We start from the raw sequence: 19,711 nt of genomic DNA on the forward strand, positions 1-19,711 counted from the left end.
CCTGTCCGGGATTCTTGTCGTGTCCCTGATGCCGGACCGGCCCGCCGCTCTTCCGGTGGTCCGGGGTGGATGGGCCCTGGCGATGGTCCTGGGCCTGGCGTTGGCGTGCATGCCGGCATTGATGTCCGTCCCGCTTCAGCCGTCCGGCCGCTTCGGGCTGGCGGGGGTGCTGGCGGTCCTGCGGGTCGATCCGCTGTCCCTGCCGTTCGTCCTGGTGATCGCGACCGTCGGCCTGGCAGCAGGCGGCGCGGAAACGCCCCTGGCCTGCGCCGCCCTGGCTGTGGCGACGGGCAATCCGATCCTGTTCGGGCTGGGGGCCGCCACGGTGCTGCCGATGGTTCGTGCCGGCCGGGGCGTGGCGTTCGGCGTGGTGGCCGGTGCGACGGCCACGGCCCTGCTGGCCGGCGGGGCGGATGGAGGGTGGCGGCTGGCGATCCTGCCGGTCCCCGTACTGATCTTCGCCGTCGTCCTGATGGGGTTGTCGCCGCGGCCGCTGTCGGGCGCGCGGCATGTCCGGCCCGCTTGGACCGGGGACGTGGCCGGCTTTGTACTCGGCTGCTGCCTGCTGCTCCGGATGTTGGTCGACGGGCCAGCCGGGCGGATCGGCGCGTCGTGGGGCATAGGGATCGGCGGCGTCGGCCTGCTTCTGGCCATGGCCGGGGGGACGCGGGCCCTGACCGCGGGGGATGCGTCGCGCGTGCTGGCGGGGATGTTGTCGGCCTGGGGCGGGGTGGCGGTGCTGCTGGCGGGCCTGGCGGTGGTCGGCCGCGCCGACGATCTGCCGCTGCTGGCCCTGGGTGCGGGCCGGACGCTGTTCCTGCTGCCGGCCGGGATCGGGATGGCGGCCCTGGCGGCAATCCTGACGGTCTCGAATATCGCGCGTGAAGCAGGGCCGCTGGTGCTGGCGCGGACGGGCGGGCTGGCGGCATTGATGCCGCGCGCCGGTGCGACGCTGGCGCTGGCGCTGGCTGTCGCGTGCGCCCTGCCGCCGCTGGCCGGCTTCGCGGTGCTGTGGCTGTTGGTGCAATCGCTGCTGGCCCTGCCGCGCGCCGATGGATTGACCGGCGAGATCCCCTCGCTGCTGGCGTTGTGCGGCGGCGGGATCGTGTCGGGCCTGCTGCTGCTGGCCGGGGTCCGGATGGGCGCGACCCTGTTGCTCGGGCGTCCCCGGACGCCCCGCTGCGCCGCCGCGACCGACCTGCCGCCGGGCCGCCTGGTGGCGGCGCTGTCCTGCCTCGGCGTCGCGGGCGGGGTGTCCGTCCTGCCCGGCCCGTGGCTGTGGCTGACGCGGGCCGGAGGCTGGCAGATTGCCGGCCTGGGCGACGCGGCGCCACAGGGCGCGCGACCGTCCCTGCTGTCGCTGGCGGCGGCAGGGGGGACCGGGACGTTCCATCCGTTGGGAATCCTGCTGTTGTGCGGCCTTTGCGGGGGTGTGGTGCTGGTCATGTCCCGCCTGGGCGGGGGGCCGTCCGTCCGGCCGACGGTGGCCTGGACCGAGGGGGCGCCCCCGTCGCCGCCCTGGATGCCGTTCGGCGATCCCACGACGCAGGCCGGCCCCGGCCTGTTCGTCGGGCGGCTGGATGCGATCCTGGGGCTGACGCGGCTGATCCGGGGGCCGGCGCGCGGACTGGTCCGGGCCGTTCGGCGAGCGGCCCGGTCTGCGGCGGCGGTCAACGATCGAACCACGGCACTGACGGGGCGGCATGCGATGGCGCTGGTCCTGGCCTGGATCGTCGTTGCCGCCCTGGTCCGGCTATGGGCCCGATGATGCGCGACGTCCTGGCTTGTGTCCTCGGCCTGCCGTTGCTGGGCCTTCACCTGGCGCTGACGATCGCTATGGCCCCGGTCGTGCGCGGGTTGGTGGACGGGTGCGTGGTGGGTCTTGGCGGCAGGGGTGTTCCGCCTGTCCTGATGCGATGGCGGTGGATCCTGGCGCTGGCGCGCCGGCGGGGCGTGCGCGTGGCCGGGACGGCGGCGACGGGTCTGGCTGCGGGCGCGACGCTGGCCGCCGCGCTGGCGGCATGCTGCCTGGTACCCTCCTTCGCGTTCGGCCTGCCGGGGGCGGGCCTGTCCGACCTGCTGTTGGTCACGGGGCTGCTCGGCCTGGCGCGCCTCGGGCTGGTCGTGACGGCGCTGGGCCCGGGCGTGGCGCGGGCGGGGCGGGCGGCGGTCAGTGCGGCGATGGGCCTTGCGATGATGCAGGCGGTGATGCCGGTGGTCATCGCGGTGGTGGGGCTGGCGACCGGCGTCACCGGGATCGACGGGCTTCTGGCGCGAATGCATGATGCGGACGTCGCGGGATTGCAGACGCCGCTGGTGCTGGCCGCCATGGCGCTGCTGGTCGCTGGACTGGACGAGGCCTGGGGCGGTGCCGACGCCCAGGCGGCGGATATGCTGGCGAATGTCACCGGGCCCGATCGGGCGGCGCTGGAATTGGCGCGGGACCTGGCCGTGCTGGCCTGGATGACGCTGGCCGGCGACATGATCTGGCCCGGCGGCCTGGCCATGGCGACGGGGGCGATGCCGCCCGCGCCGGCAGCGCTGCTGGCCGGAGTGGGGGCGTGGCTGCTGCGCACGGCGGTGCTGTGCGCCGGCCTGGTGGCGGCACGGCTCGTCATCCTGTCCCTGGACCGGGGGCTGCGGACGCGCCTGGGGCTGGCGATGCTGTTCGGGGTGCTGGCGGTGGTGGTGCTGTTCGCGGGGCGGGAGTTCGGATGATGCTGTCGTTGTTGCTGGGATTGCTGATCCTGCTGTCGGTCATCCTGTCGGGCGTGCGCGGCTGGCCGTTGCTGTGGCATGGCGGGCTGGTCGCGGCGGCCCTGCTGGCTGCCGCCCGCGACGCGGCGACCCCGGTGCTGCCGTGTCTGGCGGCGGTCGGGGTCATGGCCGCTATCCTCCCGTTGGCCTGGGGGCTGGCGCGGCTGGAGGACATGCCCCCTTCCGCACGGGAACGGGCGGTCTGCATGGGCGGGGGGCTGGTCCTGACGATCCTGGCCGTGATCGCGGTGCCGCAGGGCATGATGGATAAAGCCGCCCGCCTGGATCTGATCGCCGCGCTGGCGGTGATCCTGTGCGGCGTGCTGGCCGCCGCCGTGCGGCGGTCGGTGGTGGGGCAGTGTGCCGGACTGGCCTGCGCCCTGAACGGATTGATGCTGCTGGCTGGCCTGTCGGGGCGGGGGGCGGTGCTGGCGGGGGCGGCCCTGCTGCTGGGGGCGACGATGCTGGTGGCGTTCGTCTGCCTGCGACGCCTTGCCTGGGGACGGGTGGCGGAATGAACCTGCCGCTTCTGCTTCCTGCCGCGCTCTGCTGGCCGTTCCTGTCGATGTCGGTGCTGGCGGCCTGTCCGCCTGCCTCGGCGCGACAGGCGGCGGTCGGCCTGTCCGCGATCGGTCTGGGGCTGGCGGTGCTGGCGGCCTGCGCCGGCGGCGGCTGGGCCGGCACGCCCTTCCAGGTGCCGCCGGGGGTGCTGCGCGTGTTGCTGCCGTTACCTCTGCTGACGCTGTGGCTGTCCTGCGCCCTGGCGCCGGCCGCCGGGGCGCCGGGGCGCCGGGGGGGCGGGGCGTTGACGCATGGCCTGGCCGGCGGGGCGACGGTGGCGACCGCCTGTGCCGATCTTCTGTCCGGGACGGTAGCGATCGGGGGTGTCGCGGTCATGGCGGCGCTGGCGATCGCGACGACGCGTGGGGCGGCTCGCGCCGGGTGGGACCTGTTCCGGCTAGCCCTGTCCGGCATCCTGCTGGCCGTGCCGGGGGCGATCGTGCTGATCGCGGTGCCGGACGGCACCAGCCGGCTGGACGGCCTGGGCGGCGTGCTGCTGTCCGTGGGCCTGGGGACGGTCGCCGGGCTGGGGCCGGCCGCGCCGGTCGTGCTGGCGGCCGAGGAGTATGCCGTGCCCGCCGCACTGGCGCCGGTCATGACAGCCGTCCCGGTCCTGCGTCACCTGGCGGGGGTCGGGACGGTCCAGGGGCTGGCCCAGAGCCAGCCCCAGTGGGACACAATGATGCTGGGGATCGCGACGATATGGCTGGTGGTCCTGCCGATGCGGGCCGCGTCGGCCCGTCGCCGGAACCGGCTGGCGCTGGGCGTGCTCATCGGCCTGGCGGCCGTGGCCGCCGGGGCGGGGGGACGGGCCGGGTTGGCGGGGGCGGTCGCGCTGCTGGCGTCTGCGGCGCTGCTGGGACCGCTGGTGGGGGCGGCAGGTTCCGCATCCGGCGACGGGGCGCTGCGGTACCTGTGGGCCGCGCTGGCGCTTCGTCCGCCGTTCCTGCCGTTCGGGGGGCTGGCGCTGACGATGCTTGCGGTCTGCGACGCGGCCCCGCTTCTGGCCGGTCCGTTGCTGCTGGCGCTGGTGCCCGGATGCGTGCGGGCCGGCGCGCAGGCTGTTTCCGTGCCAGCGGGGGCGGGAGACGCGGCGCCTGCTTCCCGTGACCGCCTGGCAGCGCTGGCGGTTGCGCTGCTGCTGGGGGGGATGGTCGTGCTGGTGGCTGCCGCGCTCGCGGGCGGGCCCGTGCGATGAACAGCGGGCGCCGCGACAGGGCGGCGGCCCTGATCCGCCGGGGAGAGGCTGAAGCCGGGGCATGGCGCTTCCGGTTGGACGAGGCGGGATGGCACGGCCTCGTGGAGGCGTTGCGCGACGATCCGCTGCCGTTTGTGGGCCTGTGGTCGGACGGGCAGGGGGTCCATGCGCTGTTCCTCGAGAGGGGCGAGTCCCCGCTGGTCGCGAGCGTCGTGCCGGAAACGGGGCGTTATCTGGGCCTGTCCTCCGTCCGTCCGGCGGCTGCTCTGCCCGAACGCTGCCTGCACGACCTATGGGGGATCGAGGCGATGGACGCCCGCGACGTCCGGCCGTGGCTGGATCACGGCCTGTGGTCCAGTACATGGCCGCTGGGCGCGCGGCCGGGGCCGGTGTCCTGGCCGCCCGATCCCCCCGAATTCCGTCCAGTCCCGGCAGTCGCCCGCATGGGCGGGATGGTCCAGGGCATCGGCCCTGCCGACGGCATGCATCACGCGCCCGGCCATTTGCGGCTGGCGCTGACCGGCGGCGGGATCGCGGGGGCGGAATGGCGGCTAGGCTACGCCCATCGCGGACTGGTTAGCCGCCTGCGCGGGATGGAGGTCGCGGCGGCGGTGCGCCTTGTCGGACGGGCCGCCGCCGGGGCGTCGGTCGCGCATCAGGCGGCCCTCTGCCGCGCGATCGAGGCCGCGACCGACAGTGCGATTGGTGAGAACGCCGTCCGTTGCCGGGTCATGCTGGCGGAGATCGAGCGGATCGCCACTCATCTGTACGATCTGTCGCGTATCGGCCGGGCAGCCGGGGCGCCGGCGCTGGCGACCTGCTGCGAACGCCTGCGCGAAGACGTTCTTCACCTGTGCGGCCAGACATTCGGACATCGCATGCTGATGGACCTGGTCGTGCCGGGCGGCCTGCTGGAGGGCGATCCCGCGACCCTGGGTGCGGTGGCGGCGCAGGTCGCCGGCAGGGTTGGCGGCATGCTGCGCGAGATCCGCCGTCACCTGTCCTGGCCCGGGCTGGCGGGGCGGGTGCATGGCTGTGGCGCGCTGACCGAGGCCGTGGCGCGCGAACTGGGGGTCGGCGGCGTCGTGGGGCGGGCCTCGGCGCGCGAGGACGATGTGCGTCGGCTGGAGCCCGGCTATCGACGGGAATGGCTGGATACCGGCGTCCGGCGTGGCGGCGATGTCGCCGCCAGGATCGACCAGCGCATCGCGGAAATCGGCGGCAGTTGCCGGATCCTGGAGGCGGCGCGCCGGGGCCGGATGCCCGAGGGCGCCCCGCGCGGCGTCCTGCGCCGTCAGGCGGGCGAGGGCATCGGCTGCGCCGAGGGGCCGCGCGGGACGGTCTGGTACTGGGTGCGGGTGGCCGACGGCGCCGTGCGCGCCATATTCCCGCGCGATCCTGCCCTGACGCATGTGACGGCGCTGGAACATGTGCTGGACGGTGCGGACCCCGAGGACGCGGAGTTGATCGTCCGGTCGTTCGGCCTGTCCGCGGCGGCCGCAGACCTGTAGAGCTACGCGGGCCCCGCCGTCGGGATGGCGATGACGGCCGTGCGTCCGCTGTCGGCCAAGGACAGGCGCGCCAAGGGGCGACGCCTGCTGACGGATCTGTCCTGTTCGATAAGGCCCAGCCGCCAGCTTGCGCCGATGCGTCAACAGATCGCCGTCACGGTGGTCTTCAGGCCGTCCGGCCTGGGGAGTTCTATGTTGTTGTTCTGAAATGAATTTTATGTATTCGGTCCGGCAACCATCAGGTCGAGATTGATGGGAGTGCCAGGACGTACTTCCGGCAGTTCGTTTTCCTGCGCCGGTCCGAACGAAAGATCCGAAGCAAGATATTCACCACAACCGCCCCCGAACAGGACGCCGAAATTGATCGTCGTCGCGTCATCGGGGACATCGAGCGTGACGCGGCGCCGTGTCCAGTCGCTGTCGCCCCGCACCCGCCCGATTTTGTCGTGCGGATGGCGGCCGAGAAAGTGATTCGGATATTGCGCCACGCCTCTGCGGAAATGGCCTGCATGACGGTCAGGAACTCACCCGTGACCGGTGCGCGCGCGTCGCCGGCCGATGCCCGGCTGGCGATCAGGATTGCCGGCCTGCCTTTCGGGCCGGCATCCTGCCTGACATCGAAGCGGAACAGGTCGCTTCGGCCGCTCGGGACCCAGCCTTCCGGCATGGCACCGGAGGAGGGCGGGGAAGCCGGGCCGGCGGTGAGTCGGGCCGCCAGGATATTCCAGTTTTCGCAGCCGAACTGGCGTGCGACGATTTCCAGCGCCTCGGAATGAGTCAGCGCAACCGCGCGTTCGGACAGGGCAGTGCGCAGGGCGCGCGCCATTTGCTTGGGATCGGGATGACCGGACATGGAGCCTCCGCCAGGGCGAACGATTTGAACCGGATCGGTGCCTGCATTGCCGATGGTCGTTCGCCATGTCACGGGGACTGTGAACACGACCAATCCTGTGACACGTTCACCACACCCGGCACGCCCGGGGGCAGGCGGCGGGCCGTGCCGGAGCCCTGGTCGGCAGGATACAAAGGCTGGTCCGCATTTGCACATCAATTTGGCGGACGGTCGGATCGGTCCCATGAAAAGTCATTTCGGAAACCAGGGGAAACGATGGCAATCCTGCGGGCGATCCTGACGGCCGCGACCGGGAAGCATGCCACGGCGCGCGTGCGCGTGGCGGCGGCCCGGCCGCTGCCGGTCTTTCATATCGAGGCCGGCGGGTGCGAGGGCTGTGCGATGGAACTCGCGGCCGTGGATGGGGCGGCCTACGGCCTGGCGGCCACCGGGATTGCATTTGTCGCGACCCCCCGGCTGGCCGAAGTGCTGCTGGTCACGGGGCCGCTGACGCGGGTCATGGCCCCGGTGCTGGAGGCCGCGTGGCACGCCATGCCGGAACCGCGCGCGCTGGTGGCCGTCGGGGCCTGCGCGATCGATGGCGGCCCGTTTCCGGAAAATTACGCCGTGCTGGGCGGTCTGGAAGGGCGTGCGCCGATCGACCTGGCCATTTCCGGATGCCCGCCCTCGCCGGCGGCGATCCTGGCGGGGCTGGTCGGGCTGGTGGGTGGTTACGCCCGGGGGGGCTCGGGCGACTCGTCCTCGGCCTGAAGGTTCTGGGCCTCGGCCTTCAGCCGGTGGAAGCTTCGGCGGCTCAGCGGCAGAAGCGCGATATAGATGATCCCGGCGGCGGCCAGCGCGCCCCACGGGTCGGCCACCAGGATCATTGCATAGGCCCCGGTTCCCAGCATCAGCGGCAGGACATAGGCCGCCGGCACCTTGAAATTCTTGAACGACCAGACCGGCAGGGTGGACACCAGCAGGAAGGCGGTTCCGCTCAGCGTCACCGCGGGCAGCAGCGGCAGGCGGGTCAGGGCATAGACCCCCTCCCATCCCAGCTTGCGGGCCTCCAGCCCCAGAAACAGTGGAAACATCGCCAGGCCCGCGCCGGCCGGGGCCGGTACGCCGGTGAAGAAATTGCTGGCGTATTTCGGCTTTTCGGTATCGTCCAGGCTGGCGTTGAAGCGCGCCAGCCGCAGGGCCATGCAGACCGTGAACATGATGCAGGGCAGGTAACCGTAGCGCCCTGCGTCGCGCAGCGCCCACAGATACAGCACGAAACCCGGCGCCACGCCGAAGCACAGGAAGTCCGACAGGCTGTCGAATTCGGCGCCGAAACGGCTGGTGCCGCGCAGCAGGCGTGCGATCCGGCCATCCAGCCCGTCGATGCAGGCGGCGATCAGCAATGCCACGGCCGCGTCGCCGAAGCGCTCCTCCAGCGCGAAGCGCATGCCCGTCAGCCCGGCACACAGGCCGAGCATCGTCAGGATGTTGGGGATCAGCCGGTTGAAGGACGGCCCCCGGACCCGCGGGCGCCGGCGCGTCTTCCGCCGCCGGCGCGGCGGCGCGGCAGCGTCCGGTGTTTCGACCGCAAGCGGGCCGGCAGGCAACGGATCGGTGGCGTCCATGGCGGTCAGAGCCGCGCCATGACCGTCTCGCCGCCGATCATCGTCTGGCCGGTCGACACCAGCGGCACGACCCCGGGGGGAAGATACAGGTCGGTCCGCGACCCGAAGCGGATCAAGCCGAAGCGTTCGCCGGCCTCGAAATTCATGCCTTCCTCGGCGTCGCACAGGATGCGGCGGGCGATCAGGCCCGCGATCTGCACGACCGCCAGGTTCCGCCCGTCCGGCAGAGTCAGGCGCAGCGCGTTGCGTTCATTCAGCTCCGACGCCTTGTCCAGGCTGGCGTTCAGGAACTGGCCGGGATGATAGGCGACGCGCGTCACCGTGCCGGCGGCGGGCATGCGGTTCACATGCACGTCCAGCACCGACAGGAAGGTGGCGATGCGCCAGACCGGCGTGTCGCCCATGTCCAGTTCGGCCGGGGGCGCGATTTTTTCAACCGACACCACCCGCCCGTCGGCCGGGGCGACCGCCAGATGGGCGTCGGCGGGGATGACGCGTTCCGGGTCGCGGAAGAAATACAGGCAGAACCCGAAGAACAGGCCGCTGGCCGTGCCCAGCCATTTCGCGGGACGCCAGGGAAGGGCCCGCCCGGCGATCGCGCCGGCGCCGGAGGCCAGAAGGAACGGACGGGCGGCCGGATGCGGCCGAGCCATCACGAGTTTCAGGGACTGGATCAGGGACATGGGCCGAAGTTCATGGAGGGTTCGGGTCCGGCGGTCAAGCGGGCGGCCAGTGTGGCACGGATCGCGCGCCCGGTCAGCCGGGTTCGTAGATTCGCCGTGGGGCGCGGATCAGGGCCGGCGTCGCGGCGGGGACGCCGGCATAGACGTCCTTGACCGCCTCGACGACGAAGACGCCGCCCAGTCCCGGCAGGACCATGTGGCAAACGGCCTCCACCGTGGCGGCGATGCGGCGGTGTGCGGCGCCTATGGGGGGCAGGAACAGCGCGCCGTCATGGCGTTCGGCGCGCAGGAAGGCGCGCGACAGCCGGCGGGCGATCTGCCGGGGGGAAAAGGGCGCGCCCTGCCCGAACGGGGTGCCGTCCGAATGGGCCCACAGGCCCGACCGGTTGGGCACGACCAGCAGCAGGCGCCCGTCATCCTTCATGACCTTCCACACCGAACGCAACAGATCGTCCGGCCGGTCCGTCGTTTCCAGCGCATGGACCAGAAGCACGCGGTCGAAATGCAGTTCGGGGAACGGCAGCCGGTCTTCCGCCACCACGCAGTCCCGCGTCGCCGGCCCGATGTCCCGCGGCGCATCGCGCGTCACATGGGTGTCGAGGCGGCCGGACACGCACAGCCCGGCCGCCGGCCGGGACCACAGCGGCAGGTACGGCAGCGTGTAGCCCAGCCCCAGAACCCGGTCGGTGCCGGTGTCGGGCCAGAATGCCTGCAGCCGCTGGCGCAGCAGATGGGCGGTGTTTTCCCCCGGCCGGCTGGCATAGAATCTGGACGCGGCGCGGATGTCGTCTTGCATCATGCCCGATTAGCACAAACTGTTGGAGAGCGGCGCGTCCCCGGCGCCTGACGAAACGGGGAGGCATGCGGACGACGCTCCGATGGCCGCCGCAGCAGACGGAGACTGATCATGGCCCTTTCGATCCGACCGGTTCCCATCCTGACCGACAATTACGCCTGGTTCCTCCGCGATGGCGAGAGCGGTGCGACGGCGCTGGTGGATCCCGCCGAAGAGGCCCCGCTGGTCGAAATGGTGGAGCAGGCCGGAGGACGGCTGGACCAGATCTTCCTGACGCATCATCATGCCGATCACGTGGTGGCGACCGATGCGTTGCGCAAGCGGTACGGGTCGATCGTCACCGGGGCGGCGGCGGACGCCTATCGCCTGCCGATGCTGGACCGCGCGGTGGCGGAGGGCGATGGAATCGCCGTGGGGGGTGCCATCGGCACGGTGATGGAAACACCCGGTCATACGCGCGGGCATATCGCGTTCTATTTTTCCGCGACCCCGGCCCTGTTCTGCGGCGACACCCTGTTCAGCCTGGGATGCGGGCGATTGTTCGAGGGCTCGGCGCAGGAGATGTTCCAGTCCCTCCGCCGCATCGCGGCGCTGCCGGATTCGACCCTGATCTGCTGTGGGCATGAATATACGCTGTCGAACGCCCGCTTTGCCCTGGAGGTCGAACCCGACAATTTCGCCCTGCATGCCCGCGTCGCCGAAATCGAGACCCTGCGGGCCGAGGCGCGGCCGACGGTGCCGGTGGCCCTGGGCCTGGAAAAACGGACCAACCCGTTCCTGCTGGCCCCCGATGTCGGGACATTTGCCAGGCTACGACAACAGAAGGATGCCTTTCGGTGAAATTGTATCACGCCCCCCTCAGCCCGTTTGCCCGCAAGGTCAGGGCCGCCGTCATCGTCCTGGGGCTGGAGGAGCGGATCGAGGAGGTCGTGGTGAATGTCTCGGCCTCGCCGCCTGAAATCCTGGTGGCGAACCCGCTGTGCAAGATTCCGACCCTGGAGATCGCGGAAGGCGAGGGGCTGTACGACAGCCGGGTGATCGTCGAATATCTGGACGCGCTGGCCGGCGGTGGGCGGGTGATCCCGGCGGCGGGGCTCGAACGCTGGCGCGCGCTGCGTCTTCAGGCGCTGGGCGACGGGATTTCGGACGCGGCCGTGCTGTCGCGCGGCCTGGCGGTGGCGGGGCTCGACCGGGACCATCCGCTGGTCCAGCGGCAGGCCGCCGCCATCCGGCGCAGCCTCGACCGGCTGGAGGAGGCGGTACCGTCGACGGTACCGATGACGGGACCCGTGGACGTGGGCAGCCTGTCCGTTGCCTGTGCGCTGGGTTATCTGGATGTCCGGTTCGCCGACGAGCCCTGGCGCGACCAGCGCCCCGCCCTGGCCGCATGGTACGAAACGGCCAGCCGCCACGACAGCCTGGCCTGCACGGCGGTGGCCGCGCCCCGATAAAGTCGGTTCCTGAACGGGTCCGTCCCTGAGGGACCCGTTCAGGGCATGTGCTGGCCACCGTTGATGGACAGCGTGCTTCCGGTGATGAATCCGGCCTCCTCCGCCGTCAGGAAGGTGACGGCGCGGGCTACGTCGTCGGGCGTGCCCAGCCGGCCGACCGGGATGCGCTCGACGATGTCGGCCAGGATGTGGGGCGGCACGGTTTCCAGCATGGCGGTGTCGATATAGCCGGGGGCGATGGTGTTGACGGTGATGTTGTGGCGCGCGCCCTCCAGCGCGAGGGCGCGGGTCAGGCCCTGCAGTCCGGCCTTCGACGCGGCATAGTTCGCCTGGCCGAACTGGCCGGTCTGGCCGTTGATGCTGGCCATGTTCACGATCCGGCCGAACCCCTGGGCCCGCATGACCGGCATGGCCAGGCGGCACAGATTGAAGGCCGCACCCAGGTTGGTGTCGATGACGGCATCCCAGGCCGCGCGGGTCATGCGGCCCATCGTCGAATCACGGGTGATGCCGGCATTGTTGACCAGGATCGTCACCGGCCCCTCGGTTTCGGTGATCCGGTCCATCGCGTCGGTGCAGGCCTCGAATGCCGCGACGTCGAAGGCCATTGTGCGGATGCCCGTCGCGGTTTCGAAAGCGCGTGCCTCGGCGACGTTCGATCCGTAGGACGCGACGACCCGGTGCCCGGCCGCGTGCAGCGCGCGGCTGACGGCCGCCCCGATCCCTCGCGTGCCGCCGGTCACCAGCGCGACGCGCGGTGTTTGGGCCAGGGCAGACATCATGACGTTCCTGCTGTGTTTTGCTGTGTTTTGGCGTTTTGCCGTGATCTTACAGGATCGCTCTCCGGCTTCCACTCGCTTTGTCGCCGGTCCGGTGAACCCTGTCAGGCATGCTGTAGCAGCCATGCCGCCAGCGGCGCCCACAGCAGCCCGTCGGCCCGGGGGCCGGCGACCATGCCGACATGCCCGCCCGCGACCGGCAAGAGGGTCGCGCCGGGAATCAGGGCGGCCAGGGGCAGCGCGCTGCCGGGCGGTACGATCCGGTCGCGGGCGGGCACCGCGACCAGGGTGGGCAGCGACAGGCATTGCGGTTGGATTTGCGTTGCGCCCACCTGCCACGTCCCGTGCATCGGCAGGTTCGCGCCGTACCAGTCCCGGACGCATTCGATGGCCACCGGCGCCGCCAGGGGCACGCCGTCATTCAGCCAGTCTTCCATGGCGACATAGAGCGCCGTGCGCGGATTATCCTGCGGCATGGCCCCGAAATCGCGGAATTTCCGGATGATCGAGCCCGGATCGACGGCGGCGAAGGCGGTCTGCAACGCATCGACCGGCAGGGTGCCGGTCAGCGCCATCATTCCCGCATGCGGCCCCAGCAGGCGGGACAGAGTCCGGATGGCCTCCGGCGAGGCGGCGCCGAAATCCCATGGTGTCGCCAGAAGCGCCAGCGCCCGGACCAGGTCGGGACGGCGCTGCGCCGCCGCCAGCGCCAGCAGGCCGCCCATGCAGTATCCCGCCAGGGTGATGGGCTGTCCGCATTGTTCCGCGAGGTCGGCCAGCGCCGGTTCCAGGCGTTCCTGCACATAGCCGCCGACATCCAGCAATCGTTCCGCGTCGCTCGGCCAGCCCCATTCCAGCAGCAGCGGCCGCAGTCCCCGCGTCGCCAGGTGGCGCAGCATCGAACGGTCCGGCATCAGGTCCAGGATATAGCCGCGATTGATCAGGCTGGGCACGAACAGGACGGGCCTGTCCCCCGGCCGTCCGTAATCGAGAACCCGCATCTCGCCATACGACCACAGCACCGGCGGGGGCACGGGTTCTGTCCGCCGGTACGGATGCCGGCGGTAGGCCGCCACTCCGGCGATGAAGGCTGGATCAATCCCCGGCGGAAGGGGCGGCGCCGCCGATCCGGGCTTCCAGCCGGGCGAGGCGCCGTTCGATCCGGTCGAGCTGCCGGCCGAGGGCTGCGATATCGGCGCGCAAAGCAGGTGCATCGCCAGCGGGCGGGGGCCCCGGCGCAGCATCGGGCCCGGGGCGTCCGGCCGGGACGCCGGGCCATCCGGCGATGCCGGCGAAGGGCCAGGCGGCGGGCGATGCGGTCTGTTCCCCATCCTGCGTTCCATGGTCTGTTCCGGCCGGGGTGGGGCCAGGGGTGGCGCGCGCGACGGCGGCGCAGCCTTCGGCCCACATGTCCGTCATGCGACGCATGGCGTCGGCCATTTCACGGTCCATGCGCAGGGCGGCTGCCTCGCTCTGCCAGATCGCCATCCAGTCGCGCATCAGCGTCGTGGGGTCGGGGGGATCGGTTGCGGTCACGGCAGGGGGGCCGGGGGGCGGGAAATCGGCAATCTGTGCATCGCCCCTCGGGTCATGCTATCCTCGTTGATCCTAGCCACGCTGATGGAGGGTATCTTGCCGGATGCCAACATCCCGGTCACCCCGATCGTCATCAAGAAATACGCGAACCGGCGTCTGTACGATACCGAAAGCTCGATCTACATCACCCTCGACACGCTGGCCGATATGGTGCGTCGTGGCAAGGAGTTCGTGATCTTCGACGCGCGCACGGGCGACGACATCACGCGGTCCGTCCTGACCCAGATCATCATGGAAGAGGAGACGAAGGGCCGCGCCATGCTGCCCGCGGCCTTCCTGCGCCAGTTGATCCGTTTCTACGGCGACAGCATGCAGGGGCTGGTGCCGGACTACCTGGACCAGATGATGGAGCAGTTCGCCGCCAGCCAGAAGCAGATCCGCACCACCATGCAGCGGACGATGGAAACTTTCCTCCCACCGGGAATGGAGGAGATCGGGCGGCAGAACATGGCGATGATGGACCGGGCGATGTCCATGTTCTCGTCGATGTACTGCCCGGTGCCCGAAGCCCCGCCCGAGAATGCTGCGCCCGCCGACGTTGCGCGGGGCAATGTCCCGGCGGGTGGGAACGATCACATCGCACCCGGCGAAGACCATGTTCCCGAACCGAGGGACGGGACGGCGGATGGCGAGACGATGGAAGAGGAACTGGCGCGCCTGCGGCGCGAGGTCGCGGAACTGCGCGATGCGCAGATGGCGCCGGAGGCGTCCAGGCGGCGCTAGATCAGGATCAGGGATGAGGGGCCGGCGGTCCGAACGCGGGTGGAAACCCGCCGATCGCCAGGGGCACGACAGGCACCGTTCCGATGAGCAGCATGCCGCCACGCAGACGCAGCGGCAGGTCGATGCGCCGGTCTGTCAGGGCCGGAGCGTCGGGGCTGGTCGAGGGGCCGGCCATGGGTCCGGTGGCGGCCCAGCGGTCGATGGCAGCCACCATCCGCCCGATATACGGCGAGAGCGATCCGGCCTGTTCCAGGGTGTGGATCGTGCGGCCCACCCCTTCGACCGAGAGCGTGAAATCACCATCGGCCGTGCCGCCGGGGGGGAAGCCGGCGCGCCCGACCCCCTGCAGCGCCAGCGTCGACCAGCCGGCGTGGACGTCCTGCACAAGGACCGTCGTCGATCCGGCCGCCGCCCCTGAATCGGGCGTGCCGGGGATCGCCACGACCAGGCCCGCGTCGCGGATCGATCGCGCGTGGGGCAGGGCCGATGGCATCGGCCAGGACAGCGGCAGGTCGATCCGCGCGCAGGTGGCGGACAGGGCCAGGCGGCTGGCCTGCGGACCGGCCGCGTCATCCCACAGGCCATGCCCGGTCAGGTCCCGGACGCGGAAGGCGGTGTCCTGCCCCCCCGACCCGAGGATTTGAAGGTCCATCTGGGTGGCGGACCAGGCGATGCGGCCGGATTGCCCGCCGGGGACCATGCCGAGCGGCAACCAGGCCAGCACGTTCTGTCCCTGCCAGCGCAGGGCCAGGTCGCTGCCTGGACGGGACGGGTCGGACAGGCGCAGGACCTGCGCCCCGTCCGGCCTGATCCGCAGGGACCGGGGATGCAGCATCGACAGCGACAGGGTCAGCCTGTCCCCGCCCCAAAGGGCCGTCCTTGCGCCGTCCGTCGGTGTTGCGATCCGGCCGAGAAGACGGGGGGAGACCAGCGTGATCCGGGCCGTCAGAAGCGACCCGCCGCGCCGCCGCACCCCGGGCTGGATGGTCCAGCCGCGCGCGGCCAGGTCATGCGTCCAGCCGAGCAGCGTGTCGTCCAGCAGGCGTTGCGCCGCCAGCCAGGCCAACCCGTCCATCGCAGCCAGGCACAGCAGCGCCAGCCCCAGGGCACGCACCCACCGCGCGTGGCGCAAGAGGAGGGATGGAGGCAGGGGCAGGAACATGCGGCCTTGATAAAGCACTTTGCGGATGTCGGCGAAGGTCCTGATTCATAAATCTTTCACACAGGCCATTCTTATGGACAGAAATGGGAAGTCCGAACTTATCCACAGGATGGGCGCAGGGCGCACGGCATCGTCCCGCCGGGCAGGGGGGTGCCGTCCCGCAACGACCCGGATGGCCTGTGAGTTCGAGGGGAGAAATGAAAAAAATAAAGATTTGATCAGGAGTTTTGAGACGTCAGGCCATTTCGTCCCGTGCCGCTATCGTCCCGTGGGTGCGCAAGCCGTGTTTCCTGGCGGAATGGGACCTCAATGTCCGTGTCGTGTCCCGGCAGGGACGCCCACAGAGTTATCCACAGATCTGTCCTCTGACGCCGCATCCCGGAAACCACGGGCCAGAATCTGCCATTCCCCTGAAATCGCGGGCAGAATCCGCGCCCGTCCCAGTCCGGGCGGTAATGCGGGGCCGATGGCGATGTGGATCGGGCCGGGATGCTTGACGAAGGCGTTGCGTGACCAGCGCAGGCCGGAATCGGTCGCCACCGGGATCACCGGCAGGCCGGTATGGGCGGCCATGGCTGCAATTCCAGGCTGCAGGCGGACCACTTCCCCCGGTCGCGTTCGCGTTCCCTCGGGGAAGATGACGATCTGCCGTCCGTCGTCGGCGGCGTGCTGCGTCGCCGCCAGCAGCGCGCGCAGCGCCTTCGCCCCATCGGCACGGCGGACCGGGATCATGCCCGCCAGCAGCAGCATCGGGCCAACCAGGGGAAGGCGGGTCAGTTCTTCCTTCATCACATAGGCTGGCCGGTCCACCAGGTTCATCCAGACCAGGGTGTCGAATGCCGATTGATGCTGCGACGCCAGCAGGCAGGGACCCGCCGGCAGATGCTCGCGCCCCGTGACGATGATGTCGATTCCGCAGATCGCGCGCAGGCCGGCGATCGACAGCCGCGTCCACAGCTTGGCGTAGGGCAGCGCCAGTGGCTTGGCGAACAGGCGGATCGGCAGGGCTGCGACCCCGAGCACGATCGTCAGCGCCACGAAATAGACATTGAACAGGCATGCGCGGATCAGCGTCATGGCAGGCAGGACCATCCCGGACAGAACAGGCGCCAGCGGCGCGACGTGCCGCCGTACAACAGAAAAGCCGCCGGGACACAAGGCCCGCCCCGGCGGGGGAGCATTACGCCTTTGCCTGCCCGTCCATATCGCGTGCCAGGCCCAGGCTGGCCATGATCCATTTGTCATATTCCGTCGCCATAAGCCGGATGGATGCCGGGCGCCAGGGATGGCGCAGCGCCGGGGGCAGGATCGGGCATGGATACAGGGCGACGTCCGGCAGGGTCCGGCCGATTTCCATCATCGCCCGCCGGATATGATAGCCCGCAGTCACGACGATCAGCGACCGGATGGCATGCGCGCGGGCCCAGTCCGCGGTTTCGTCGGCATTGCCGATGGTCGAGGTCGCCCGTCGTCCCAGCGTGACATGGGCCCAGATGTCCTGGGGCACCGGGACCTGCACCCGGGCGGCCACGGCGGCGACCGTGGCATGCGCGTCGACGCCCGAGATCAGCAATTGCCGCCCGTGCCCCTGCATCAGCAGGTCCAGCGAAGCCTCGATCCGTCCCTGGCCGCCGGTCAGCGCGACGATCCCGTCGGCGGTAGGGGGCGGGCCGGCCGGTTGCAGGGCGTCGTGGAAGAACCAGGCGAAGCCGACGCCCCAGGCGACGCCGCAGACCAGCAGGCCGGCCAGGATGCCGCGCAGGAAGGTCGCCAGGGCCGACGGCGCGCCCCGCGCGGCACGCGTCATGGCAGGCGGCGCAGCCATGTCCGGACGGTGATCTGCGTGGTCAGCCAGCCGATCAGCGCCGCCGCCGGGGCAAGCGACAGCAAAGTCACCGCCAGCGGCAAGGGCAGCGCGGCCAGCAGGCGGCCCCAGCCGGACGGGCCCGGCGTCGTCGCCACGGTTGCCGCGGGGGCCGTGGCGCCGGCGAAAGGGGCGGCCAGGCGCGACAGCAGCACCAGCAGCGGCAGTGCCAGCAGGCTGCCGATCAATCCGCCGGTGAAGGCCAGGACCGCCGTGCGCCCGGCGAAACGCCCGGCGATATAGCCGTCCGTCGCACCCAGGGAATGGATCAGTTCGATCGCCTGCCGCCGCGCGCCCAGGCCCGCGCGCGTCGTCGCGGCGATGGTCGCGGCGGCCACCGCCACGACGATCAGCACGGCCAGGATGGCGCAGGTCTGCAGGCTGCGCGCCAGGTCGCCCAACCGGTCGCTCCACAGGCTGTTGCGTTCCACCAGCGTGTCCGGCGCCCGGGCATCCAGCCGGGCGGCGAGGGCATCGGCATCCATCGCGCCCGCGCGATCGAGGTGCAGTTCGATCACGGCGGGCAGTGCCAGGGCGAAATCCCCGTCATGGCCCAGCCAGGGCGATAGCAGGGTCTCCAGCTCCGCCTTGTCCAGCCGGTGGACGCGGGATGCGCCGGGCACGTCGGCCAGCGCCGCCAGCACGGCATCGGCACGCGACAGGGCAGGCGGCGCCGTCCCCGCGTCCGCGCCGGCTGGGGTGGCCGGCCGGGAGGCGGGGACGAGGGCGGGATCGTCGGGCCGCGGCACCTGCACCGTGACGATGGAAGCCGCCCCGGTGGTCCAGCGGGCGGACAGGATGCGCGCACCGGTGGCCCCGGCCAGGGCCATGGCCGCCAGCACCGCCATGGCGGCGACCAGTACCGGCAGCAACCGGTCGGGAATGGCGCGGCGCAAGGCCAGGCCGTCGGCGCGGCGTGCCTGCGACCAGCTTGCGCCGGGGCGTCCCGGCGTCGTCCGGTCAGCCATCGCGCACCAGCCGTCCGTGCGCCAGTTCCAGTTCATGCGACGGATAGCGGCGGACCAGCCCGTCATTATGCGTCGCGACGACGATCGTGGTGCCCAGCCCCGCCAGGTCCTGGAACAATTCCATCAACCGGTTGGCCTGCTGGTCGTCCAGGGCATTTGTTGGTTCGTCGGCCAGCACCAGGGCCGGGCGGTGGATGACGGCCCGGGCGATGGCGACGCGCTGCTGCTCTCCGCCCGAAAGCTGCGGCGGACGTGCCGCCGCGCGGGCGCGCAGCCCCACCCAGTCGAGGATGGACAGCACTTCGTCGCGGATTTCGTCCTCCGGCCGGTGCTGCAGGCGCAGCGGCAGGGCGATGTTGTCGAAGACCGGCAGGTCGGGAAGCAGGCGGAAATCCTGATGGACGACGCCGATACGCCGGCGCAGCCGGGCCAGGCCCGCGCGCCGGGCCTGGTCCATCTCCACGCCGAGGATCTCCATCCGGCCGGAGGTCGGCCGGACGGCCAGGTGCAGCAGCCGCAACAGGCTGGATTTTCCAGCCCCTGACGGGCCGAGCAGCCAGCGAAAGCCGCCCTGCGGCACATCGAACGACAGCTGGCGCAGGGCGGCGCCCCCCTGGACAGCCTCCCGCGCGCCGTCCCGGGCGGTGCCTTCGTAGCGGAAGCTGACGTCGCGCAGGCGGATCATCGGGGCCGGATTACATCTCGCGCGCGGCGATGGCGGCCAGGGTTGCGCACAGCGCCGCCGCCGCCATCATCAGCAGGCCGTCCACGACCAGCGATCCGGCGGTGAAGACATGGGATCCGATCGTGATCTGCTGCGGAATGGTGCTGGCGACATGGGTCACGATATCGCGGGCCTGCGGGTCGGCCGACGCCGCGGTCGTGCTGATGGCGCCGATCAGGTGCGGCAGGATGCCCCATCCGACCCCCAGGATCAGCAGCAGCGGGGCCAGCAGTTCGGTGACCTGCTGCACGAAATAGAACAGGAAATAGAACGCGGCGCAGGCGGCCACGCGCACCAGGCGGGCAATGGGAAAGCGGGACGACGGGTCCCTCTCGGGCGCGAGGAACCGGTTCGCGGCCCGGCCCGGGTTGAAGCTGTCCATGGCGATCGTCTCCGGCAACGGATGCTGGGCGCGCCCGGTTTGTCGGGAACGCATCCCTGCCGGAGGTAGCCGTCGCTTGTATTAAATGCAATCTTC

The 19,711-nt window shown here is 71.1% G+C and carries 23 protein-coding genes and 1 pseudogene; 10 read left to right on the forward strand and 14 right to left on the reverse strand.

All coding sequences use genetic code 11. The features are described from left to right. The first annotated feature begins 28 nt into the window (after positions 1-28). From HLH28_RS01560 to HLH28_RS01585, 6 genes are read left to right on the forward strand one after another with little or no spacing between them, the layout of a single operon-like run. Positions 29-1,768, forward strand: coding sequence for a hypothetical protein (locus HLH28_RS01560; RefSeq protein ID WP_246395611.1), 1,740 nt, complete (start codon positions 29-31; stop codon positions 1,766-1,768). Beyond that, on the forward strand, positions 1,765-2,718 hold the full coding sequence (locus HLH28_RS01565; RefSeq protein WP_182953465.1) for a hypothetical protein: 954 nt from the start codon (positions 1,765-1,767) through the stop codon (positions 2,716-2,718). The genes HLH28_RS01560 and HLH28_RS01565 overlap by 4 nt, the downstream gene beginning before the upstream one ends. Then, positions 2,715-3,275 carry a hypothetical protein gene (locus tag HLH28_RS01570; protein ID WP_182953467.1) on the forward strand — a complete coding sequence of 187 codons (561 nt, stop codon included), beginning with the start codon at positions 2,715-2,717 and terminating at the stop codon, positions 3,273-3,275. The genes HLH28_RS01565 and HLH28_RS01570 overlap by 4 nt, the downstream gene beginning before the upstream one ends. Continuing rightward, positions 3,272-4,516 carry a hypothetical protein gene (locus HLH28_RS01575; protein ID WP_246395573.1) on the forward strand — a complete coding sequence of 415 codons (1,245 nt, stop codon included), beginning with the start codon at positions 3,272-3,274 and terminating at the stop codon, positions 4,514-4,516. Before HLH28_RS01570 ends, HLH28_RS01575 begins: the two co-directional genes overlap by 4 nt. Beyond that, the gene (locus tag HLH28_RS01580; protein WP_182953469.1) at positions 4,513-6,027 is read left to right on the forward strand and encodes a hydrogenase large subunit; all 1,515 of its coding nucleotides are present in this window, start codon (positions 4,513-4,515) and stop codon (positions 6,025-6,027) included. Before HLH28_RS01575 ends, HLH28_RS01580 begins: the two co-directional genes overlap by 4 nt. Before the next feature lie 30 nt (positions 6,028-6,057). After that, positions 6,058-6,234 (forward strand): hypothetical protein, encoded by a 177-nt coding sequence (locus HLH28_RS01585; protein ID WP_182953471.1) that lies wholly within the window; start codon positions 6,058-6,060, stop codon positions 6,232-6,234. An 8-nt stretch (positions 6,235-6,242) separates the two neighbouring features. Here the strand turns inward: HLH28_RS01585 and HLH28_RS17940 are convergent, their stop codons facing one another. Both HLH28_RS17940 and HLH28_RS18440 read right to left on the reverse strand, forming a co-directional pair. Further along, on the reverse strand, positions 6,243-6,515 hold the full coding sequence (locus HLH28_RS17940) for a hypothetical protein (protein ID WP_182953473.1): 273 nt from the start codon (positions 6,513-6,515) through the stop codon (positions 6,243-6,245). A 191-nt stretch (positions 6,516-6,706) separates the two neighbouring features. Beyond that, positions 6,707-7,105: pseudogene (locus HLH28_RS18440) on the reverse strand (glyoxalase superfamily protein); the annotation flags it as partial. A gap of 30 nt (positions 7,106-7,135) precedes the next feature. Here HLH28_RS18440 and HLH28_RS01595 point away from each other — a divergent pair. Beyond that, the gene (locus HLH28_RS01595) at positions 7,136-7,630 is read left to right on the forward strand and encodes an NADH-quinone oxidoreductase subunit B family protein (protein WP_182953475.1); all 495 of its coding nucleotides are present in this window, start codon (positions 7,136-7,138) and stop codon (positions 7,628-7,630) included. Here HLH28_RS01595 and HLH28_RS01600 read toward each other — a convergent pair. The 3 genes from HLH28_RS01600 to HLH28_RS01610 all read right to left on the reverse strand — a co-directional run bounded on the left by HLH28_RS01600 (position 7,591) and on the right by HLH28_RS01610 (position 9,969). Then, on the reverse strand, positions 7,591-8,487 hold the full coding sequence (locus HLH28_RS01600) for a CDP-alcohol phosphatidyltransferase family protein (RefSeq protein ID WP_246395574.1): 897 nt from the start codon (positions 8,485-8,487) through the stop codon (positions 7,591-7,593). The genes HLH28_RS01595 and HLH28_RS01600 overlap by 40 nt on opposite strands. Positions 8,488-8,492: 5 nt before the next feature. Then, complete coding sequence (locus HLH28_RS01605) at positions 8,493-9,170, reverse strand: phosphatidylserine decarboxylase (protein WP_182953477.1); 678 nt, start codon at positions 9,168-9,170, stop codon at positions 8,493-8,495. Between the two features lie 73 nt (positions 9,171-9,243). Then, positions 9,244-9,969 carry a methyltransferase domain-containing protein gene (locus HLH28_RS01610; RefSeq protein ID WP_246395575.1) on the reverse strand — a complete coding sequence of 242 codons (726 nt, stop codon included), beginning with the start codon at positions 9,967-9,969 and terminating at the stop codon, positions 9,244-9,246. Between the two features lie 108 nt (positions 9,970-10,077). Here HLH28_RS01610 and gloB point away from each other — a divergent pair, with 108 nt between their 5' ends. Continuing rightward, positions 10,078-10,806 carry a hydroxyacylglutathione hydrolase gene (gene gloB / locus HLH28_RS01615; protein WP_182953479.1) on the forward strand — a complete coding sequence of 243 codons (729 nt, stop codon included), beginning with the start codon at positions 10,078-10,080 and terminating at the stop codon, positions 10,804-10,806. Then, the gene (locus HLH28_RS01620) at positions 10,803-11,417 is read left to right on the forward strand and encodes a glutathione S-transferase N-terminal domain-containing protein (RefSeq protein ID WP_182953481.1); all 615 of its coding nucleotides are present in this window, start codon (positions 10,803-10,805) and stop codon (positions 11,415-11,417) included. The genes gloB and HLH28_RS01620 overlap by 4 nt, the downstream gene beginning before the upstream one ends. A 38-nt stretch (positions 11,418-11,455) precedes the next feature. Here the strand turns inward: HLH28_RS01620 and phbB are convergent, their stop codons facing one another. From phbB to HLH28_RS18335, 3 genes are all read right to left on the reverse strand, one after another. Beyond that, positions 11,456-12,199 (reverse strand): acetoacetyl-CoA reductase, encoded by a 744-nt coding sequence (phbB, locus tag HLH28_RS01625; protein ID WP_246395576.1) that lies wholly within the window; start codon positions 12,197-12,199, stop codon positions 11,456-11,458. A gap of 101 nt (positions 12,200-12,300) precedes the next feature. After that, entirely contained in the window at positions 12,301-13,230 is a 930-nt protein-coding gene (locus HLH28_RS01630; protein WP_338029628.1) for an alpha/beta fold hydrolase, read from the reverse strand. 61 nt (positions 13,231-13,291) lie between these two features. Next, entirely contained in the window at positions 13,292-13,732 is a 441-nt protein-coding gene (locus tag HLH28_RS18335) for a hypothetical protein (RefSeq protein ID WP_338029629.1), read from the reverse strand. Between the two features lie 96 nt (positions 13,733-13,828). Here HLH28_RS18335 and phaR point away from each other — a divergent pair, with 96 nt between their 5' ends. Beyond that, on the forward strand, positions 13,829-14,515 hold the full coding sequence (gene phaR / locus HLH28_RS01635) for a polyhydroxyalkanoate synthesis repressor PhaR (RefSeq protein ID WP_456305438.1): 687 nt from the start codon (positions 13,829-13,831) through the stop codon (positions 14,513-14,515). Positions 14,516-14,522: 7 nt separating this feature from the next. Here phaR and HLH28_RS01640 read toward each other — a convergent pair whose 3' ends face one another. From HLH28_RS01640 to HLH28_RS01665, 6 genes are all read right to left on the reverse strand, one after another. Further along, positions 14,523-15,695, reverse strand: coding sequence for a DUF2125 domain-containing protein (locus HLH28_RS01640; protein WP_338029630.1), 1,173 nt, complete (start codon positions 15,693-15,695; stop codon positions 14,523-14,525). A gap of 288 nt (positions 15,696-15,983) precedes the next feature. Next, positions 15,984-16,754 (reverse strand): lysophospholipid acyltransferase family protein, encoded by a 771-nt coding sequence (locus tag HLH28_RS01645; protein WP_182953487.1) that lies wholly within the window; start codon positions 16,752-16,754, stop codon positions 15,984-15,986. A 103-nt stretch (positions 16,755-16,857) separates the two neighbouring features. Then, complete coding sequence (locus HLH28_RS01650; protein ID WP_182953489.1) at positions 16,858-17,502, reverse strand: YdcF family protein; 645 nt, start codon at positions 17,500-17,502, stop codon at positions 16,858-16,860. After that, on the reverse strand, positions 17,481-18,509 hold the full coding sequence (locus HLH28_RS01655; RefSeq protein WP_182953491.1) for an FtsX-like permease family protein: 1,029 nt from the start codon (positions 18,507-18,509) through the stop codon (positions 17,481-17,483). Before HLH28_RS01655 ends, HLH28_RS01650 begins: the two co-directional genes overlap by 22 nt. Further along, positions 18,502-19,194: a cell division ATP-binding protein FtsE gene (locus HLH28_RS01660; RefSeq protein WP_182953493.1), complete on the reverse strand. Its 693-nt coding sequence runs from the start codon at positions 19,192-19,194 to the stop codon at positions 18,502-18,504. Before HLH28_RS01660 ends, HLH28_RS01655 begins: the two co-directional genes overlap by 8 nt. A gap of 10 nt (positions 19,195-19,204) precedes the next feature. After that, positions 19,205-19,615: a hypothetical protein gene (locus HLH28_RS01665; RefSeq protein WP_246395578.1), complete on the reverse strand. Its 411-nt coding sequence runs from the start codon at positions 19,613-19,615 to the stop codon at positions 19,205-19,207. Between the last annotated feature and the right edge of the window lie 96 nt (positions 19,616-19,711).

Source organism: Gluconacetobacter tumulisoli (assembly GCF_014174155.1).
GTDB classification, from domain to species: Bacteria; Pseudomonadota; Alphaproteobacteria; order Acetobacterales; family Acetobacteraceae; genus Gluconacetobacter; species Gluconacetobacter tumulisoli.

Excerpts from the sequence above, each read along its gene's own strand:
- HLH28_RS01665 (WP_246395578.1), bottom strand. The coding sequence starts at position 19,615 with ATGGACAGCTTCAACCCGGGCCGGGCCGCGAACCGGTTCCTCGCGCCC.
- phbB (WP_246395576.1), bottom strand. The coding sequence starts at position 12,199 with ATGATGTCTGCCCTGGCCCAAACACCGCGCGTCGCGCTGGTGACCGGC.
- HLH28_RS01585 (WP_182953471.1), top strand. The coding sequence starts at position 6,058 with ATGACGGCCGTGCGTCCGCTGTCGGCCAAGGACAGGCGCGCCAAGGGG.
- HLH28_RS01660 (WP_182953493.1), bottom strand. The coding sequence starts at position 19,194 with ATGATCCGCCTGCGCGACGTCAGCTTCCGCTACGAAGGCACCGCCCGG.
- HLH28_RS01570 (WP_182953467.1), top strand. The coding sequence starts at position 2,715 with ATGATGCTGTCGTTGTTGCTGGGATTGCTGATCCTGCTGTCGGTCATC.
- HLH28_RS01565 (WP_182953465.1), top strand. The coding sequence starts at position 1,765 with ATGATGCGCGACGTCCTGGCTTGTGTCCTCGGCCTGCCGTTGCTGGGC.
- HLH28_RS01560 (WP_246395611.1), top strand. The coding sequence starts at position 29 with ATGCCGGACCGGCCCGCCGCTCTTCCGGTGGTCCGGGGTGGATGGGCC.
- HLH28_RS01650 (WP_182953489.1), bottom strand. The coding sequence starts at position 17,502 with ATGGCTGCGCCGCCTGCCATGACGCGTGCCGCGCGGGGCGCGCCGTCG.
- HLH28_RS01595 (WP_182953475.1), top strand. The coding sequence starts at position 7,136 with ATGGCAATCCTGCGGGCGATCCTGACGGCCGCGACCGGGAAGCATGCC.
- HLH28_RS01580 (WP_182953469.1), top strand. The coding sequence starts at position 4,513 with ATGAACAGCGGGCGCCGCGACAGGGCGGCGGCCCTGATCCGCCGGGGA.
- HLH28_RS01645 (WP_182953487.1), bottom strand. The coding sequence starts at position 16,754 with ATGACGCTGATCCGCGCATGCCTGTTCAATGTCTATTTCGTGGCGCTG.
- HLH28_RS01600 (WP_246395574.1), bottom strand. The coding sequence starts at position 8,487 with ATGGACGCCACCGATCCGTTGCCTGCCGGCCCGCTTGCGGTCGAAACA.
- HLH28_RS01575 (WP_246395573.1), top strand. The coding sequence starts at position 3,272 with ATGAACCTGCCGCTTCTGCTTCCTGCCGCGCTCTGCTGGCCGTTCCTG.
- HLH28_RS01605 (WP_182953477.1), bottom strand. The coding sequence starts at position 9,170 with ATGTCCCTGATCCAGTCCCTGAAACTCGTGATGGCTCGGCCGCATCCG.
- HLH28_RS01610 (WP_246395575.1), bottom strand. The coding sequence starts at position 9,969 with ATGATGCAAGACGACATCCGCGCCGCGTCCAGATTCTATGCCAGCCGG.
- HLH28_RS01655 (WP_182953491.1), bottom strand. The coding sequence starts at position 18,509 with ATGGCTGACCGGACGACGCCGGGACGCCCCGGCGCAAGCTGGTCGCAG.
- gloB (WP_182953479.1), top strand. The coding sequence starts at position 10,078 with ATGGCCCTTTCGATCCGACCGGTTCCCATCCTGACCGACAATTACGCC.